Origin of the sequence: Oceanobacillus sojae, from assembly GCF_007991515.1 — a bacterium.
GTDB classification, from domain to species: domain Bacteria; phylum Bacillota; class Bacilli; order Bacillales; family Amphibacillaceae; genus Oceanobacillus; species Oceanobacillus sojae.
The window spans coordinates 20,958-38,731 of record NZ_BJYM01000029.1; the positions used below are offsets into that span (position 1 = coordinate 20,958).

At 31.6% G+C, this 17,774-nt stretch carries 12 protein-coding genes; 4 read left to right on the forward strand and 8 right to left on the reverse strand.

The window, feature by feature from the left end; genetic code table 11:
- Positions 1-404: 404 nt before the first annotated feature.
- The gene (locus OSO01_RS22260; protein ID WP_147212659.1) at positions 405-629 is read left to right on the forward strand and encodes a hypothetical protein; all 225 of its coding nucleotides are present in this window, start codon (positions 405-407) and stop codon (positions 627-629) included.
- Positions 630-1,975: 1,346 nt separating this feature from the next.
- Here the strand turns inward: OSO01_RS22260 and OSO01_RS22265 are convergent.
- Positions 1,976-3,334, reverse strand: a complete 1,359-nt coding sequence (locus OSO01_RS22265; protein WP_147212660.1) for an AbiJ-related protein — start codon at positions 3,332-3,334, stop codon at positions 1,976-1,978.
- A 299-nt stretch (positions 3,335-3,633) separates the two neighbouring features.
- Positions 3,634-4,068: a very short patch repair endonuclease gene (locus tag OSO01_RS22270; protein WP_147212661.1), complete on the reverse strand. Its 435-nt coding sequence runs from the start codon at positions 4,066-4,068 to the stop codon at positions 3,634-3,636.
- Between the two features lie 205 nt (positions 4,069-4,273).
- Between OSO01_RS22270 and OSO01_RS22275 the strand changes: the two genes are divergently transcribed.
- A complete protein-coding gene (locus OSO01_RS22275; RefSeq protein ID WP_186813745.1) occupies positions 4,274-5,080 on the forward strand; it encodes a hypothetical protein in 807 nt (268 codons plus the stop codon).
- Positions 5,081-5,294: 214 nt separating this feature from the next.
- Here the strand turns inward: OSO01_RS22275 and OSO01_RS22280 are convergent, their stop codons facing one another.
- The 6 genes from OSO01_RS22280 to OSO01_RS22305 are packed head-to-tail and all read right to left on the reverse strand — an operon-like array spanning position 5,295 to position 13,953.
- A complete protein-coding gene (locus tag OSO01_RS22280; protein WP_147212663.1) occupies positions 5,295-6,212 on the reverse strand; it encodes a PD-(D/E)XK motif protein in 918 nt (305 codons plus the stop codon).
- Positions 6,212-7,588 (reverse strand): DNA cytosine methyltransferase, encoded by a 1,377-nt coding sequence (locus tag OSO01_RS22285; protein ID WP_147212664.1) that lies wholly within the window; start codon positions 7,586-7,588, stop codon positions 6,212-6,214. The genes OSO01_RS22280 and OSO01_RS22285 overlap by 1 nt, the downstream gene beginning before the upstream one ends.
- Complete coding sequence (locus tag OSO01_RS22290) at positions 7,551-8,231, reverse strand: DUF6339 family protein (RefSeq protein ID WP_147212665.1); 681 nt, start codon at positions 8,229-8,231, stop codon at positions 7,551-7,553. The genes OSO01_RS22285 and OSO01_RS22290 overlap by 38 nt, the downstream gene beginning before the upstream one ends.
- 2 nt (positions 8,232-8,233) lie before the next feature.
- On the reverse strand, positions 8,234-9,166 hold the full coding sequence (locus OSO01_RS22295) for a hypothetical protein (RefSeq protein ID WP_147212666.1): 933 nt from the start codon (positions 9,164-9,166) through the stop codon (positions 8,234-8,236).
- Positions 9,159-11,180, reverse strand: coding sequence for a hypothetical protein (locus tag OSO01_RS22300; RefSeq protein ID WP_147212667.1), 2,022 nt, complete (start codon positions 11,178-11,180; stop codon positions 9,159-9,161). Before OSO01_RS22300 ends, OSO01_RS22295 begins: the two co-directional genes overlap by 8 nt.
- Position 11,181: 1 nt before the next feature.
- On the reverse strand, positions 11,182-13,953 hold the full coding sequence (locus OSO01_RS22305) for a Z1 domain-containing protein (RefSeq protein ID WP_147212668.1): 2,772 nt from the start codon (positions 13,951-13,953) through the stop codon (positions 11,182-11,184).
- 960 nt (positions 13,954-14,913) lie between these two features.
- Between OSO01_RS22305 and OSO01_RS22310 the strand changes: the two genes are divergently transcribed.
- Together OSO01_RS22310 and OSO01_RS22315 are read left to right on the forward strand one after the other, a co-directional pair.
- Entirely contained in the window at positions 14,914-16,020 is a 1,107-nt protein-coding gene (locus OSO01_RS22310) for a DNA cytosine methyltransferase (RefSeq protein ID WP_147212669.1), read from the forward strand.
- A gap of 244 nt (positions 16,021-16,264) precedes the next feature.
- Positions 16,265-17,575 (forward strand): phospholipase D-like domain-containing protein, encoded by a 1,311-nt coding sequence (locus tag OSO01_RS22315; protein WP_147212670.1) that lies wholly within the window; start codon positions 16,265-16,267, stop codon positions 17,573-17,575.
- The last annotated feature ends 199 nt before the right edge of the window (positions 17,576-17,774 follow it).

The window sequence follows — 17,774 nt, forward strand, 5'->3', positions numbered from 1 at the left end:
ATTTTGTAAAACAAAAATATACAAAATTTCAATTTCATAATGTTACAACTTGACATTGATCTTCTGTGGATAAGAGTATAAAGCTGAGAAACCAGTCGCGACAATTGCTTGTTTTGCCAATGAAGGTTACAACAGCCGTCTCTCAATGTAAAGTTGCAACACCAAAATATCTTTGTAATACTTCCATGTATTTTGATACCTTATTACAGCTGGGTAATTAAAAAAGTTTTCATAAATAACGCTATAAGGTTCAAAATAAGGCAAGTTTTCAGCTTCTGATCACTTGTGGGTGAATAATATAGCTACTTGATGGCAATATGCAATATTCGGCATAGTATCTATCAGATTCTTGTTTTTATCTGATGCATTAGCCTAGAGGTTTGATTTTCAAGGAGGATTTTATAATGAAAAATCAATATAAAATGAGAGTTCTTTTTGTAGATGAAGAAGGGGAGCGTTTTATTGAAGTTTTTGATATACTGACAGGAATTACATACAGTTACTATGAACAAGAATATAATTCACTGGGTGCAGCTGATAATTCACAAGTGAAGCATTACGTACTTAAAAGAATGCATTTGATTAGAGCAGGTGCTTATGATGATGCAAATACAGAATATAGTAAGTAATTATTGCAAATAGATTGAGAAGCTATTTGTAGAAGCCTAAACCATTAATTGCGGTGTAAAGAGCCACACTAATTTGTTGCAACAAAGAGTATAAATACGATTATCCGCCACCATTGACTTTACTTTGGTCCGTGCCGCAAAATGAACACTGAACTATCCGGGGTAATCTTAATTAGGATTACCTTCTCAAATAAGATAATACGGACCAGCTGATTCTCATATTCGCAGGACTCCTGTCGTCGAATACTAAGAATCAGTTGCTACAGTCAATGGCAAGCGGCTTTGCGGTGGTTCTCTTATTGTAGTTATTTTAAAAGCTTGTTGTACTAATTAACTGCTCTGTAATCCGCAAAATGTAGCTTTACTTCCTGTAATTGACGGCTTAAAACTACGCATAAGAGAATCAATTCAATCGTAATAATCAAAAAAATAATGGTAGGATCCTTAAATATGATAGTTAAGAGTTCTGCATTTTTCTTATCAAAATTAAGAGAATGAAATGTACCATGATATGTTAAACTAATTATATGCCGAGAGTAAGGATAATCCGAAAGTCTCCAAACTTGTTTTGTTATCCTTATTTCTCGTTCTTATCATCTTTTAGAACAATTGCTAATGCAACTAAGCCCCAAATGCTTAAAGCTATTTCCATCCACTCGCCTCCTATTCTTTATGGCTTGTTTTAATTATATAATATTTATAATTAAAAAGTGAATGTTCTCTGACTGCTAATGTCTATATATAATATTTTTTTCCTCAATCCTTAACTTGTTTTGCTTTTAGTGGTATAATGTTAGATTAAATTTTTATTCACTCTTCTTATACTGCATATATTACATTGATGCCTCTCTATGAGAAAAATTCAAAAAAGAAAATTCTCTATACTTATCGTACAGTTACGGAATGCTATCATAAATTTTCTTAAAAATATAAAACGATTCTGTGAACACAGCAACGGATCTAGAGAAAGAGTAACTGCTAAACCCTTTCCTTTCTACTTGACGCTTACAGAAAGTATTAACAGAAGGTTAAGAGGTTTTGCTTTAAATTATTATAGATACAAATACGGGAGGAAAAGGAGTGTTTATGTGTTTGTAACAACCTTGTCATATCAGCAACCTGTCTATGCCGATGGTCTTTATTTAATGAAGAAAAAAACCCCTGTATTTCTAATGTCATATCAGTTTAGGTATATTGAGAAAAGCAGGAGGGATGAAACTTGCTATATTTTTGATCAGTTTAAGAAAAAATAATAATCTATTTTTGGTAAATAGTTATTCCATATAAGATAAACCCTTCTTATTTATATAATATAACTTTGTTTAATAGTTCAATCTTTATGATATTTAACCATTGATTTTTACCCCGTAATTAAAAAATAACTTTTCAAAAAAATATTTTATACTCTGTTTTATTTTTTCCTTATCTATAAATTCATAACCGCCAAAGCGAAAAACTTCGTATCCATTTAGTTTTAAATCTCTGTCAGCATTAACCATTTCTGCATATAATCTTGGGCTTGATATATCGCCATTTGAATAATGTTGTTTTCCATCTAGCTCAATAACTATTCGATGTTGATTTGGGAGTAGTAAAAGAAAATCCATTCGTTGTCTTGACAATACTTTCGAATTTAATCTTTGTTTCATTGTATAAGGATCATAGTGTAAATAAACTTGGGGTATTAAAGCTGGAAGTTTATCTTTGAACTGGTATCTAAATAACTGAAAGTAGTTTTTAAATAATATCCTTTCTGGTTCAGAATCTAAAGATTTGACTAATCGTTTATATAGATTTATCTCAGTACCTTTATCAATTTCTCCCATATTGTTTAAATCTGACCACCACTGTACCATATCCATCCAAAGTAAGCCGGTGCTAGGAAGAGGGTAATTGTATACCAAACAATTTGATTCATTATTAACAATTTTAATATCGTTGTTAATAGAGTCACTAATGATAATGTCCGGCTTATCACCTATTGAAGCGAAAATAAGATTCTTTGCAACACCATTTACGCCTTTTGCACTTTTGTTTATTGTATAAACTGTATATCCGGATAATTTATTTGAAGGAAAAAATTGATAGCCGTCCTTTACTAAATGACTATTAATAACCTCAAGGTATTCTTTTGCTTCTATGGGATCCCGTACAATTGGGTGAATAATTAATTCTAAAAATTGAATTATAGTCTCATCTGTAGCAGTTAACACATCTAAATAGACTTCATAAAGGTAAGGTTCGTCCCAATCTAGGTTATTTATCATATGTTGCGAAATTTCCTCTTGAGCATTATTAAACCTAAAATCAGTCGATGACATATTTTCTAAGCTCCAAATTCTATTTAAGAAATCAGTAATTTCTAGTTTGCCTTCTATATTACCTCGGGTATATAATTCATTCATTATGTTTCTTCTAGTTATCTCGCTAATAGAAAACAAACCGTTTGGAGCTAACCTGTGTAAAACTTTAGATAACTCCTTTGCAGTTGAACCATAATCATTTAATACTTTGTGAGCTAGATCTAATAAAAACGTTTGATCTTTTATTTTTAATCTTCTTTGAACATAAACTCTTTTACTTTCAAAAGCCTCTGACTCGTCTCCGTTGTCTAAACCGTATTTTAAACATATATTTGGTAAATCGTAAGCTTTTTCATCAGCTAGTATTTTAGTAATTGCGTCGATTAAATCATTTAACATCATCCTATTTATCACCTCAGTAATTGCAGTCTAATTATATTAATATTATCACAATATTTAATATTTATATTGAGTTTGATTTCTTATGATAGATATTAAAAAGAAGTATAAGATAACGAAGTACTATAATCAAGATAGTATTGAGGACAATTTTAAATAGTAACGCGGATTAAACTAGTTGTTTTATGGGGAGAAAAGCATCATATAAGCCCTGCGCTTTAACTTAGAGGAAGTTTAAGTGGGGAGGGGAGTTAAACTAGCTCCCCTCCCAGAAAGAACTGAACACTCTCTTATTAGCATTTTTAGTTTACACTCTTTCCTTTATTAGTCTTTGCTTCTTTAATAAATTTCTCTAATTCAATAATAACTTTTTCTAAGTCATTTTTAACTTCATGCTCCCAAATCCTTTTAATCTTCCAACTTTTCTCATGATAATACTTAGTAACTTCTGTATCCCTTTTTTGATTTCTAGACAATTTTTCTTTCCAATATGTTTCATTGCTTTTTGGAATATTTCCGTGTATAGGACACATATGCCAAAAGCAAGAATCTATAAAGATAACTAGCTTGTATTTTTTTATAGCAATATCTGGTTTCCCTTTTAAATCTTTAACATTTCTTCGAAATCTAATGCCTTTATTCCATAATTTTTTTGTTACAATGGCTTCTAATTTAGATTGAGACTTTATAGCCTGCATGTTCTTTCTTCTTTGTTCTGCGGTAAGATTATCAACCATACAAATACCTCCCTCTTTACAATATTTTTCCGTTTTCTTTTAATTATAAACTATAAGTACAAGAAGACATTAATCAGAAAATTTATTTTACTTCTTCCTTTTTATTAAGTTTTTGCTATAATTACCAGTAAGAATAAGTAAAATCTTTAATTTAAGAAAATAACCAAAACCATACATAAAATATTTAGAAAGATGGTGGAGTTTTATGTTCGCGCATTTTATACCTAGTAAAATGGATAGAGATGTTAATGAACCAAGAATACATAAAATTAATAAAAAGTTTAGATTTGAGAAAATTGATAAAATAAAAAATGACTATTTATGGTCTAGTTATCAATTTGCTTATAAAATGAGTTTTACTAAAGAAGGCCATCATCGGCGAAATAGGTCAGGAGGGAAGGACGAAAGGGGGGATGTGCAAATTTTTTGTGATACATTTAACGGCAAATTAGGAGAGTTTGCAGTTTACCAATATTTTATTTCTAAAGGTATTAATACTCCGTATCCAGACGTTAATATAATGGGTGAAGGAGAATGGGATAGTTATGATTTCTTAATTGAAACAGGAACCACAAAAAGAAAAATTGGTATTAAAGCTACTAAGAAAATAGGTAATCTATTACTTCTTGAAACTAAAGACTGGAATAAGCAGGCACAATATATACCCAATTTAGATAGAGGGTATGCTGACTATGATGAAATGATTTTGGTTAGAGTAGATTCAGAGATCATTAAAAACCTAAAGAATAAAGACCTGTACTCAAATGACATAATTGATGAGGCGGTATTAAGAGAAGAATTAAATAAATCGTCTTATGAATTTGACATTGCTGGAGTCGTTCCTAAAAGGATGCTGATTGCAGCAATAAGAAATAAAAATATAATTAAACAAAGTGATTTTTTACAAAGTACTTGGACTGAAATGGATGCTGATAATTATTATGTTCAATCCGGAGATATGCTCAGGATAGATGCATATATAGATTTATTAAAAAAAGAAATGAGTTTATAGCCAGTAAAAATGTTTTTTGATAATGATGAATGCATTTTATTAAAATAGCAACAATAGTTTATTCATAGAAACACCTCAACATTAAATAATAGGATATTGATTGAGAATAAAAATTTTATCCAAGCGAGGTGTTTCTGTGGAAAAATTAATATATTTCTGCTGTATAAATCTGCAATTATTAAATAATATAGATTTTAGAAGTTTATTTAATAGTTTAATCTACTAATAAATCAATTTTTTCATGTTCTATATTGGCTAAATCTAACTCTACATTTACTTTTCTTACAATATCAAAATCAAAAAAATTATCCATTGCTTGTCTTATTTCATCTGATATAGCTTCTTGAAGAATATACTTTTTACATGTTAACAGTATGTACTTTTCACGTCTTGCTGAAGCATTTTTTGGAATACTGTGAGTTTGAAGACCTATTTCAATATCTTTTAAAGGGTATCCGTTCAGGTTTAATCTCGTTACGGCATCATCTATAGAAATACCATTATCATTAGCTGAAGCTTCAAAATTAAGTACATAAAATTCATTGATTAATTCTGTATTTAATTGATATTGGTTTGAAATCGTTATATTATTATCAAATTTATTTATTGAGGCCTTTACTTCAATAGTTTTGTCTACTGTACTTATATCAAATGTGCTACCGGTATATCCCAGCCATTTTGGTTTGCTTGAACTGCACTTCTCTTGTAAATAATTTAAAACCAGTAATTCACCAAGAATATTATACGTAGATTTTTCCACAACAGCATTTCCTATTAGTTCTTTCCAATGATTCCACCATTCCAGCGGATTATTTTCCAAAGTTGTTCTTTTTGATGATTCAATAAAGTCTGCTGCAATTATAATAAACTGTTCAAAATAGTCTAGAGAATTCAATGTTAAATGTAGTAAGTTGGTCTTTTCACCGCTAAGTGTTCCTTCCTCAGTATAAAAGTTTAGCTGGTTGAATTTTTCGTTTAATCTTATGTTTTGATCAACTGTAATAACCACACCGAAATTTGTGTATGTCTTATAAAGGAAGGTATGATTATCTATAGAGTCTATACGAAAGTAATTACTAAAATGGTAATTAGAAAGAGTGTATGTATCTCTAATAATTTTGGCATAATTCATTATTGATCACCTTCTATATTTTTAATCATTGCCAAAGCAATAGCTTTTGATAAAAGAGGAGGAACAGCATTTCCAATTTGTTTAAAGGCAGCTCCCATATGGCAGTTAAAGATAAAATCATCCGGAAAACTTTGCAGTCTGGCAGCTTCTCTTACAGAAATGCCTCTCGGTTCAATTGGGTGTAAATGGCTGTAAGTGTCAGTACAGAGATGGGCGACTAGAGTATGAGACGGTTTTGTCAATGAAAGTTTTTTCCATTTCCCTAAAAACTTCTCGGTGGAATAGGGAGGGACTATCTTCTTTTTTAACTCAGCTACTTTTTCTGTATCTGATTCAATTACTCCTTGTCTCCTCATTTCTTCTTTAAATAGATCCATTGCAATTTTATGTGCTGAAAGGTAATTGTCTCCTTCATTCATTTGGGAAAAAATTGGGAAGTCTCGCTTAGTATTTCTAAACATATGACCTGTTACTTTGTTTAACTGATTATGGTTTCTCATTAAAGCTTGAAATTCATTTTGAGGTTCAGATTCATAACTTTTGAGCGCCATTGGCTTATTATTTTTATATTTTTGATTGTGATCAAGAAATAGTGCAGGAAGATCACTTATAGCTTCCCCGACTGTAATCCAGTAAGGTAAATAACCTACCGGTAAGGTTGGGGGCTGATAGTATTCTTGATCTTTAATTTTTGACTGCAGCCAAAGTTTATTTATGGTATCAGGCTGTGCACTGTAAGGCCTGTGAGTAGGGATAGGAAAATGGTTTAAGTGTCCAATGGATCTCTTTACAGCCATTACAAACAATCTTTCTCTTGTTTGAGGGACTCCGAAATTAGCTGCATTTAAAATTGTCCATTTTGCATCATACCCATTTTTATCAAGTATTTTACAGACTGTTTCTGGAATATTCACGCCGTCGTAATCAATTGCTTCCGGTACATTTTCCATAACTATGGTATTTGCTTCTATATTTAAAGCATAATCTAAAAAGTTTTCATATAATTTTCCTCGTATATCATTTTCAGGTCTGCGTTTTTCTCCTAATGAATTTAATTTAGCCCTGCCTATTTTAGAATAAGCTTGGCACGGGGGTCCTCCTATTACCATAAAGCTTTCATTTTTATCAATATTATTATAAAACTTATCAGCCTCCAGCAAAGTTATATCGTCAGTTATATGGCTTTGATTACTTCCGGTTTTCCAATGTAAATTATAGGAAGCTACTTCTGAAGCATTTTTATCCAGTTCTAGCCCGCTTTTTATCTCGAAACCAGCCATTTGAAAACCTAATGCTAATCCTCCGCAACCAGAGAATAAATCAATAATTCCAGGTAATTTAAGTTTCGTTGAAGTAGGTGAATAAGTCTTCGGCATATTGATCAATTCCCCCATGATATAGTGCTGGTTCTATACTTTTACATTTAATAGTATGTAGTTTCATTACTTTTCGAAGCAAGTCTCTACTAGCTATTTCTTCTGTGTATTTATGATGGTAGTACATAACTTTTCTGTATACTTCTATCCTGTATCCGCTTTTTCCGGGACGTTCTACGATTTGTAATAATGTGTCTGTATTATTATTTTTTAACACTTCATAAGTGCTGTTTCTATCACCTTGCCAAGAAATATGAATGTACCACCAAAGTGTCCATAAGTATATACGTCTGGATATTTTTACAAATCTCTCCTCGTTTAAGCCCCACCTGGCATAAACTATATGAGGTACTTCTAATAATTGTAATGCATACCATATTTGCAGGTTAGAAGCATCTCTAACTTTAAAATGGTATTTTTCATTTAATAATTCATATAATTCGAGTCCAAATAACAAATCAAATTGATAGTTATTTTTATTTACATCTCCAATTTTTTCTTTTACAACTTTAAATTTTTCAGTAAGATCTTTAGCAATCTCTGATTTTAAATTTTTAACATTATAATTTTCTAATTTTTGCTCGTTTAAAGTATCAAAGTATTTCTTAGCATTAATTTTTGTCATGCTTTTTAAAGTCGCCATAATTACACCTTGCTTTCGAATGATTCTCTGATTGTTACAGATAATTTTGATGTGTCGGAAGCATCCCATTCGTATTCTTCGAAATAGTATTTAATTACATTAGCAATTGTTCCTTTGTCACTTTCTTTTTCCAAAATTTCATCTAACATACCATTGGATTTCAGGGTATATATTAGCTGTTCAAAAGAGTTGGCTATAATTTCTATTAAGAGCCTGCTGAAGTTAACTCTTTTGCCAATGCCTAATTCTTTATATCTACTGTGTGCTTTATTAATATATAAGCAAAAATTGTCTGTATTAAATAAATCCATAAATGGGTCACCTATATATATTTCAGTTTTCCAAAGAGGGCCTTCTTTATCATTAAATTCTTGCATAGGGAATTCCGCACCGTCCCCGTCCAGGTGTATTAGGAACTTTTCAAGCGTGCCTAATACTGCACCTTCTTCATTGTTTTGTAATAAATTACTTTTGTTACAAGCTGAAGCAAGGTATATTACAATATTGAATTCCACCATACCTCTAAAAGTACCGGGGGCAAAGTTAATATTTATGTTAAAGTCTTGTGGTGAAGTACTATTATTAAGGACCCCAATACGTTTCAAACTGGAGTGTCGCGAATCTCTACTTTTCCATAATAAAGCTATACCTAAAGTGTTATCTTCATGTGTGAGAGCATCACTGCCAAAGAGAAAGTTTGGGTTATTAATTATAAAAGAATAATCAATTATCAAATTATGCAAGGACGGGTTCCATTGAGAATCAAAACTAAACACAAATTCCTGCTTATTTATTTCATCATTAAAATCCTCTTCATTATTTTCAAGAGCAATTTTTTCATCATCATAATAAAAAGAAAATTCCTTGTCTCCGTAGGCATAACCAATTTTGTTAATCAGATCTGTACCTAGCTCCCTTACCAATATATTATTCATAAATGTTCCCCTTTTGTTTGATTCCTTCAAAACCAATACTTGGTCTGAATCCGTCATTTAAAAATTTGACTGTTAAGTTGCCAGTTATTGAATGATTTATTAATAAATCTTTAATTTTAAATCCATAGACACTGTTGTATTTTGTAGATTTCAAGGCAGTAATATTCTGTTCTCCCTCAACATCAAATTCGTTAATTTCAAAGGGGAATTTTTTCTCAAGGTCCTTTTCCCATGATTCACAGCTTACTTTATTAATCTCTGATTCAATTTCCAAGAAGATAGAAGCATCAAATTTTGCTTTGGTTTGTATATTAGAAGTTATATCAAATATAATCTCTAATAAATTATCGATTTGTTTGACTTCTTTAATATTAAAATTTAATTTTTCTGCAGTATGATGAATCCTTTTACTGTGATTATTGTTTTCACTACGTTTTGGTGACTTTCCGGTTGTCATTGGAGGCATGAATCTATTACCTATTACCCTGCCAATGGTGGAACTTCCAGTCGTGCCTTTCAATTCTGAACTGCTTATTTCTTTTTTTAAAAAAGCATTAACCTGGTTTTTGATTCTTTTAACAACGGTAAGTTGAACATTAGGCAGTGTAACATCAACCCATTCACTATGATCTGCTCTTTCGCATCTCCTTAAATAATCTTCCATTGTATCAATATCCAAATTATGCCTTGTATCTTTAAGCACTGCACTGCTATTAGGAACGAACATTCCAATTAATCTTTCATCCTTATTTGGAAGTTCGATATTTTTAGTCCATTGTCCAAAATCTTCATATCTAATTGCCATTCCGGGTGTTCTTAGGTAGGTAAAAAGTATATTTTTTGACTCCAAATTTTCATCTTCTTCATTTTCACTATAAAACCCAAGTAATTCTCGCGAAGGAGCTTTGAATTTAGTTTCCGATTTGTCTTCTGGTACGATTGTATAAACCAAATTGCCTGAAGGGACCATACCTGCTTGTCTGATATCAATCCGTTTAAGGTTTATATCGGTTTTAGAGAGTTCACCTTTTATTTTATTTGTTTTGCTTGAGAAGCTTTTATTTCCTGCAACATATAAATCCTGCAGTATTTTGTATACATTTTCAAAAGAATTGCATTGGACCAAATTATTATTGATTGATAATTCAATAGGATTATTTACTTGATTGCGATGGTTATCTAATTTAGATACATACCATCGCTTAAAGGCGTTTTCTAAGTAGGATTCTATTGAAAAATGGCCATATTTGTTAAAAATCAGCTTAGTTTTACCCTCTAAATTTGACATTAACGTTTTATCGTCAACAAAAGGAATAATGATCCGTGTTCCAGTCTCATCTTCTTTATACGGTTGCAAATTAAATATATACAAAAAATCACGAATATAGTTTGCATCTGTAATCGGTTTTGTATTAATATCATTATATTTTTCTCCCCAAAATGCAATTCCTCTGCCTTTTTCTAATGCATAATCTTTCTTTGATTTCTGATCTTCCACCATATGAGCTACTAATCTCTCTTCATACTTATTGTTTTTGTTTTTTATACGAGAATAATAGATAACCAGACCGATACCTAATCGGAAATATATTGTTTTCCCAAGCCCCCATGAACCGCCGGCGCCCTTTTTTTCCTGATTAGCTCCTAGTAAATAAACCAGCTTTGTTAAATTTCCTAATTGGTCATTGTCAATTTCATCAAATATTATTTCTCCGGTCAGCCCCGATGTTTTTTTGTCGCTTAGAGACAGGTACTTATATTCATTTTTGTTGTATAATTCTGCAAACTGGCAATTAAAGCCGTTAATTTCCTTAAGCAGGTTATCTTTGATGAAAAGCCCGGTATCTACGTTAATTTTGATTCCTTCCGTCTGGTCAATACATGCATCTAAACTATTTTGAGTAAATTCGCGTACTAACAAGTCGAGCGGGTGTAATGAATCATTTTGCAATGACCGCAAGATGGAGTGTCCGTTTTGCGCCATCCGGTCATTCTGTAGAATTTCTATATTCATGTTATTCTTCTTCTCCTTCTAGATCGTCAATTCCTTGCACTGGGTTGATTTTTAAATACTTTCCACGGGGTATTGAATTGTCACCCGGTATAATTAATGAAATACCAATTATATCTTCATCAAATTTTAAACTCTGTCTATTATTGGAATTTGTTGGTTCATAGCGTTTGTTTAATCTGTAAATAACTAACAATGGAGTATCTTTTTGCATAGAATAATTCCTAATCTTTTCGTTTGATAGTTTCTTATCAGCAAGCTGAGGTTTACTGTCAAAGTCTATAATATAATCATTGGGATTTCTTAGAACTCCAATAGATACTATTTCACGGCCGTGTTGATCTTTTATAATATCTCCTTTTACTGAGCGGTTTGCTTTAGTAAGATATTTATCTCCTATTTTCCAACTTGCTGCGTCTGCTTTTTTCTTAACCTTTCCAGCAACTGCAACATTCCAAGTGTCTAATTCATTAGATAAACACCATTCTTTAATACCTTCTAAATTATTAAAGGCAGCTGTTCTTTTGTTGAAGTAAAAGCCATTCAATAAGTAGTCATCGAAGATTCTATTGATATTAACATTTTTCCAGAAGATACCATTATCGTTGAAATTATTCTCTGAATCACCTAGATTTGAAAGAAATATATCTGTTAATTGTATATTTTGTTTCAATATCTCCTTGTTGTTTGTGAAGTTAATATCTTGAGGTTTATACCCGCCAAAATCTATCTCTGCTTCTTCAGCTGATTGTGCTCTATTCGCTCCAGTTATCTGCATGAATCTGTTATCAGGAGAATTGATAACTTTAATACCGTATTCACGTGGTGTTTTATTTAACTTTGCAAATTCTTTGATGTTCTCCCTTAAGTCTTCATCAATTTCCACTAGAAATCTAAATCTGTCTAAACTTGCACTGGACATCCAAATTCTTGGAAGGAGTTCATAACCAATTCGATATCCGAACCATCTCCCCATTTGCATCAGTGTATCAGCAATCTTGGTCTCTCGTATAAAATACGTTGATATCAATCCTTCAAGAGTCAGTCCTCTAGATAAAGTACTTCCTCCAATTACAATAAAACCAGGAGCTTTTTCCATAGCATCCAGCTGTTGTTTATTTGGATAAGCGAGCCGGTAACTTCTATTGTCTATGACGGTGTTGTTTTTGCTATTGTCCACACATAGATGAATACTCTCTGAAAAAGACTTATCTTCTCCGAATAATTTAATTGTAGCTATCGATTTATCATAGATATATTCTAATTCGGGCTTTATTGCATTAAATTCAATTATTGATGGATTTATTTTTATATTTAATTCATATTCTGGTAATATTCTTAAAAAATCTTTGGCTGTTACTTTATTTTTTTCCTCTACAAAAATAGCTTCGCATTTCTCAAGAAATTTTTCCCTGGAAATAGTTGCAAACCACTTTTCTACGAGATGCTTAATAGCTTCGTGATCATCAGTTTTACGAGACGTATGTATTAGCATAGATAACGGCTTTTTAAAATTGTACATTCTAAGAATAGCTAAGCCTACCTGGAACCATATCAATGATTTTTCCATGGCATCTGGCAGTGTGTAGCAATCTTGAACAGTGCGCAGCTCAAGTAATTCTTCATTATCAATTAAATTGATAATATCTAAACTCTGATCTTCTTCAGTATCTGCTGGAACACCGTATATTTGTTTTGGGCCGATATATAGAGATGACGGTTTTAAACTGTATATAAAATGATGAGGAAAAAGACTTTCTGGTTCATTTTCATTTAATACATTAGCGTAAGGTGTCGCTGTGTACGCTACGTAATTCATTGCACCGTAAGATTTTCTGCTGTGTTCCAGATGGACAATATTAATGAGATTTTTATTAATGGTTGATCGATCGGACTCTTTTGTGTTGATACCAGCTTGATCAGCCTCATCATCAATAACCAATACTTTAAGTTTGTTTAACCTGTCTGCATCCTTTTTCAGCCACTTTTTCAATCCTTCTAAATGATTGACTTGTTTAAGAAGCACAGTAAAGTATTTATTATTATTTGTAATTCTATCACTGACATCCAGTTCAGTTAGATGATGACTTCGGTTTTTATTATGGATATTTTTAATATTAGTCCAATTTGAACCAGAAATTCTTTCATTGCTGTTTAAATCCTTCAGTAACCTCTCTTCTGTTTGTGACTTTAAATTGTCCGTTGTGCCGCTGGCAATAATAAAAAAATTAAAGCCATGATCACTGGCAGCTGCCATTAAGCCAGCTATGCTGGCGGTTTTCCCTGATTGTACATTTCCTACAACGAGTCCTTTTCTTATATCCTCAAAAGAATTGTTTTGAAGATTTAACTGCTGTAAAATTGATTCAGTAGCTTCTCCTAATTCAGATATAGAATTATCAGACCAGCCATTATCTTGTTTTAAGTGGAGCGTATATTTATACCAGTTTGATCCATGTTGATCATTTAGTTCTAAAGTGTTAATTGAGTTCCCGATAGTAACGCCAGTGCTTGTTGTGGAAACGAATTCTGCTTTTTTTGATAGGTTTAGCTTTTTAAATTCCTCAAACACATATAAAAATTCCTCTTCACTTGTCCCTTCTTCCAAGGTTGATGAAGTCCCTAAGATATCTAAGTTATATTTCAGCGGGATTTCTGGATGTTTTAAATTCTTTATATAATCCCAATCAATTTTCCTTTCGTTTTTTATTTCGTCATTAGTTAATTTGTGCAAATACTGTACAATTTTATCTCTTTTTAATTGTGAAACCTCCATTGGTTACACTCCTTTGTTATTTTAGGTCTTTTTAGTGGATTACTAATTATATATTGTTACGAACATACACGATCTTTTCTTTGTCTATTAGTTATATTAAGTGTGACAATTAGACTGGTTAAAACAATTTAGTTCTAAGTATATTTTCCAACATTATTTCACAAAGTTCAATATTTTTTAATAAATTTATAGAAATAATATCAAATTTTCAGGCTTTTAGAACAGGGTCTATATATGCACTTATCGCAGTTTTGAATAATAGAAGATAATAGTCGTCAAAATGTTTCTTTTTTGATGTCATATTACTTTAAAAATATATGAGTAAGTTTTTTATAAGGAGACATCATTTAGTCAGCTTGACTGTAATAGAATTGATTTTGACAGGTGCTTTTTTTTATGTTTGATTTCTTCTAATATTTTATGTAATGAAAAGAGTAATACAAAACAACTTAACTGTTATAAATTGATTTTTAAGCAGGAATAACGTATACTACAAAGTTAGTCAATAAACTAGTGCTTCATTAGTAATAATCAAAAAAAGTAGAAGTAACTTGAATAAGCAATTAATTTGAGTAAGGAATTACTCAAGGGATAAGAAAAGTATTGGTTAGGAATATCTTATAACTTATAAAGAAAATTAAATAAAGGACCAGTTATATTGTCTCTTACTAAAACATGCAATTTTTGATAAACTAAAAAATTATGTGGTGTGGGTTTCTAATAGAGAACTAGAAAAATAAGTGTTAATGTATGTGTTACAAAAGTTTACCCAAAGCTGGGTACTTACAGTATTTTAGAAAGAATGAGAGTTGACTTTGCAATATTAGGCTCTTTTGTAGAAGTTGAAAAGGAAAACAATAATTAATTGTATATTGTTCGTAAATTTAGTGACAAAACTTCGTAAGAGTAGTATAATTTATTTTATAAGAACATGTGTTCCTTTTTAAGGAGGGTGAAATAATGGCTTTTAATGTTGCGAGTTTATTCGCAGGTATTGGAGGAATAGATAAAGGTTTTGAACAAGCTGGAGCCAATATAATTTGGGCTAATGAATTTGATAAGCATGCTTGTCAAACCTACCGTTTAAATTTTAAACACACGCTAATTGAGGATGACGTGAGAAATCTGAAAGAAAATGAAATGCCTGATGTAGACATAATTACAGCAGGATGGCCGTGTGTTGCTTTTAGTATTGCCGGAAATAGACACGGAATGAAATATAAGTGTAAGGAATGCGGATATGAACACAGCGTAACTTATGATGAATATATCAATGGTGCAAAGTGTCCTGAATGTAAAGGCAGTACTGAGGCTATAGATCCACGGGGGACTTTATTTTTTGACGTAATCCGTTTTATACGTGAAAAAAAGCCGAAGGCTATCTTTTTAGAGAATGTTAAGAATCTAAGAGGTCATGATAAGGGCAACACATTTAAAGTAATTCAAGAGATGTTGCAAGACAGCGGATATTTTATAGACAGTAAAATAATGAACACAATGGAATATGGAAATATTCCTCAAAATAGAGAACGGATATTTATTGTAGGATTTAGAAATGAGCAGGAGCTGAAATCTTTTAAATGGCCGGAGAAGATTGAGTTAACAAAAACAATAGATAATATATTAGATAGAAATGATAAACAAGATGAAGGATTTTATTATAGAAAAGAAAGTCAATACTACCCTATGATAAAAGAATCTATGAATAGGTTTGATACAGTCTATCAGTTGCGCAGAGTTTATATGAGGGAAAATCAAAGTAATGTTTGTCCGACATTGACAGCGAATATGGGAACTGGTGGACACAATGTTCCTCTAATTATGGATAAGTGGGGATTTAGAAAATTAACTCCAAAAGAAGCATTAAGATTTCAAGGATTTCCAGTTGATGAGGAATATAAAATTCCAGAGGGAATGGCAAGAAGCCATATATATAAACAAGCAGGCAACGCAGTTAGTGTCCCTGTTATAACACGAATTGCTGCCAACTTGCTAAAAGTTTTAGAAGAAGGAAATAGAAATGCAAAAGAAAAGACAGAATATGAACAGCTGTCAGCTACTTTTTAAATAAGAAGATTTTAAACAGGAAGAGGATCTTGCCTCTTCTTTTTTGTGAAAATAAATTGCATTTAATCCAAAGGACTTCTTTTGATGTAAATGAAATCTTATTCAAATAATGATATACTCAATTGAAATATAACAAATAAGTAATAAAGAATGCTGTGGGGAAGTTTAACAGTACTTTTTTTCATGATTTGCAGATATTTTTATTATACCCTATGTAAATACAAACGATTAGCAGGTGAAGAAGATGTCCATTTGGGGAAAATATTCAACTGAACAAAGAGAAGAATATATTAAGTTTTTGCAAGTTTATGGTGCTTTATCAAACTTGTTTCGTCAAAAACATGGCAACTTAATACCATATTTGGATTCAAAATTTCAAGAAACAATTTATGCACGAGTATTTAAAGGAGAAAATGTAGATATTGGAAATACTCCTCATGATGTACTTTCAGTTTTTGGAGATGACCGCATTGGGATTGGTTTAAAAACATGGATGAACAGTAAACCATCTTATCAGAAAGTAATGCAATTAAAACGGTATAAAGATGAAATAAACAAATTTTTAGGGAAGGGTAAAGAAGCTGATTTAGCGTATAAAATTTCTGAAATTAAAAATGAGAGAATGAAAAGTGATTACGAACGCTTAGGGCTTTCAGAAGAAAAGAATATATATCATTATATAACTCGAGATGAAGGGCGTTTTGTATTACAAGAAAGTGCATATCCATTAGTCGATCTGAATAATTTAAAGGATTTTAATTTTACACAAACTGCATTCTCCTGGTCAGATGGCTTGAAAAACTATAAATATACATTCGGAGATTCGCAGATTTGGCAGCATTTCGATTCTAGGAAAAAAGATACTTTGATATTAAATGAATTTGACGTTGATATCATTGATGATCCTTTTGACTTTTTAATGAAAGCCTATTTCGAGTTCATGGATAAATTCAAAATTGAAAAAGAACCGGATATTGTTGAGGTGTATCTGCCCTTGTATTCATATCGGGATAAACAAGTTGGGCTTAAGTCGGGATTAAACGCTTGGAATGCAAGTCCTAAAAATAAAGGCAGCAGTACATTGCGGCCACTTAATGAAGTCTATATACCGATACCAAGGGAATTTCATAATAAATATCCAGACTTTTTCACGAAGAATATTTTTGAATTTGAAAAGCAGCAAAAAGCTTTTAGCGGGGATAAAAAGGATAAACCGCAAGTTCGTTTTCATTTACAACTGCCTAACGGAAAGAAGATACCTGCTCTAGTTACCCAAAGCAATATGAAAGGCTTACAATCCGGAAGTAATACCGAACGTGACGAAAACGGTAAGAGATATGGGCAGTCTGCATTGGGACAATGGCTGTTAGTAGATGTATTGGGATTGAAGGAACGTAAGCTGGTTACCCGTGAATGGCTTCAGAAGAAAGGAACAGATTCTGTGAGACTCTGGCGGGATAAGGATGATTATTCAATTATTCATATTGATTTTGCGCCAATTGGATCTTTTGAAGCGTTTATGAGTGGAGAAGAAATCCCGGAAAATGATGAATGATACAGCGCAAAAAATTTCTATTAGAACTCCTAATATTTATCTTTGTTTAACGCTCTTTCACCGATAAATCTCTCAGTATGGGGTTTTACCTAGAAGCTATACATTATTTGTTTCGAATTAATCAACATTGATGATTTTCCTGCCAGCCCCTTATTTAAGCTGGTTATATACTAACTACAATAAGAACTGCTTTTGCCAA

Excerpts from the sequence above, each read along its gene's own strand:
- OSO01_RS22260 (WP_147212659.1), top strand. The coding sequence starts at position 405 with ATGAAAAATCAATATAAAATGAGAGTTCTTTTTGTAGATGAAGAAGGG.
- OSO01_RS22265 (WP_147212660.1), bottom strand. The coding sequence starts at position 3,334 with ATGATGTTAAATGATTTAATCGACGCAATTACTAAAATACTAGCTGAT.
- OSO01_RS22270 (WP_147212661.1), bottom strand. The coding sequence starts at position 4,068 with ATGGTTGATAATCTTACCGCAGAACAAAGAAGAAAGAACATGCAGGCT.
- OSO01_RS22275 (WP_186813745.1), top strand. The coding sequence starts at position 4,274 with ATGTTCGCGCATTTTATACCTAGTAAAATGGATAGAGATGTTAATGAA.
- OSO01_RS22280 (WP_147212663.1), bottom strand. The coding sequence starts at position 6,212 with ATGAATTATGCCAAAATTATTAGAGATACATACACTCTTTCTAATTAC.
- OSO01_RS22285 (WP_147212664.1), bottom strand. The coding sequence starts at position 7,588 with ATGCCGAAGACTTATTCACCTACTTCAACGAAACTTAAATTACCTGGA.
- OSO01_RS22290 (WP_147212665.1), bottom strand. The coding sequence starts at position 8,231 with ATGGCGACTTTAAAAAGCATGACAAAAATTAATGCTAAGAAATACTTT.
- OSO01_RS22295 (WP_147212666.1), bottom strand. The coding sequence starts at position 9,166 with ATGAATAATATATTGGTAAGGGAGCTAGGTACAGATCTGATTAACAAA.
- OSO01_RS22300 (WP_147212667.1), bottom strand. The coding sequence starts at position 11,180 with ATGAATATAGAAATTCTACAGAATGACCGGATGGCGCAAAACGGACAC.
- OSO01_RS22305 (WP_147212668.1), bottom strand. The coding sequence starts at position 13,953 with ATGGAGGTTTCACAATTAAAAAGAGATAAAATTGTACAGTATTTGCAC.
- OSO01_RS22310 (WP_147212669.1), top strand. The coding sequence starts at position 14,914 with ATGGCTTTTAATGTTGCGAGTTTATTCGCAGGTATTGGAGGAATAGAT.
- OSO01_RS22315 (WP_147212670.1), top strand. The coding sequence starts at position 16,265 with ATGTCCATTTGGGGAAAATATTCAACTGAACAAAGAGAAGAATATATT.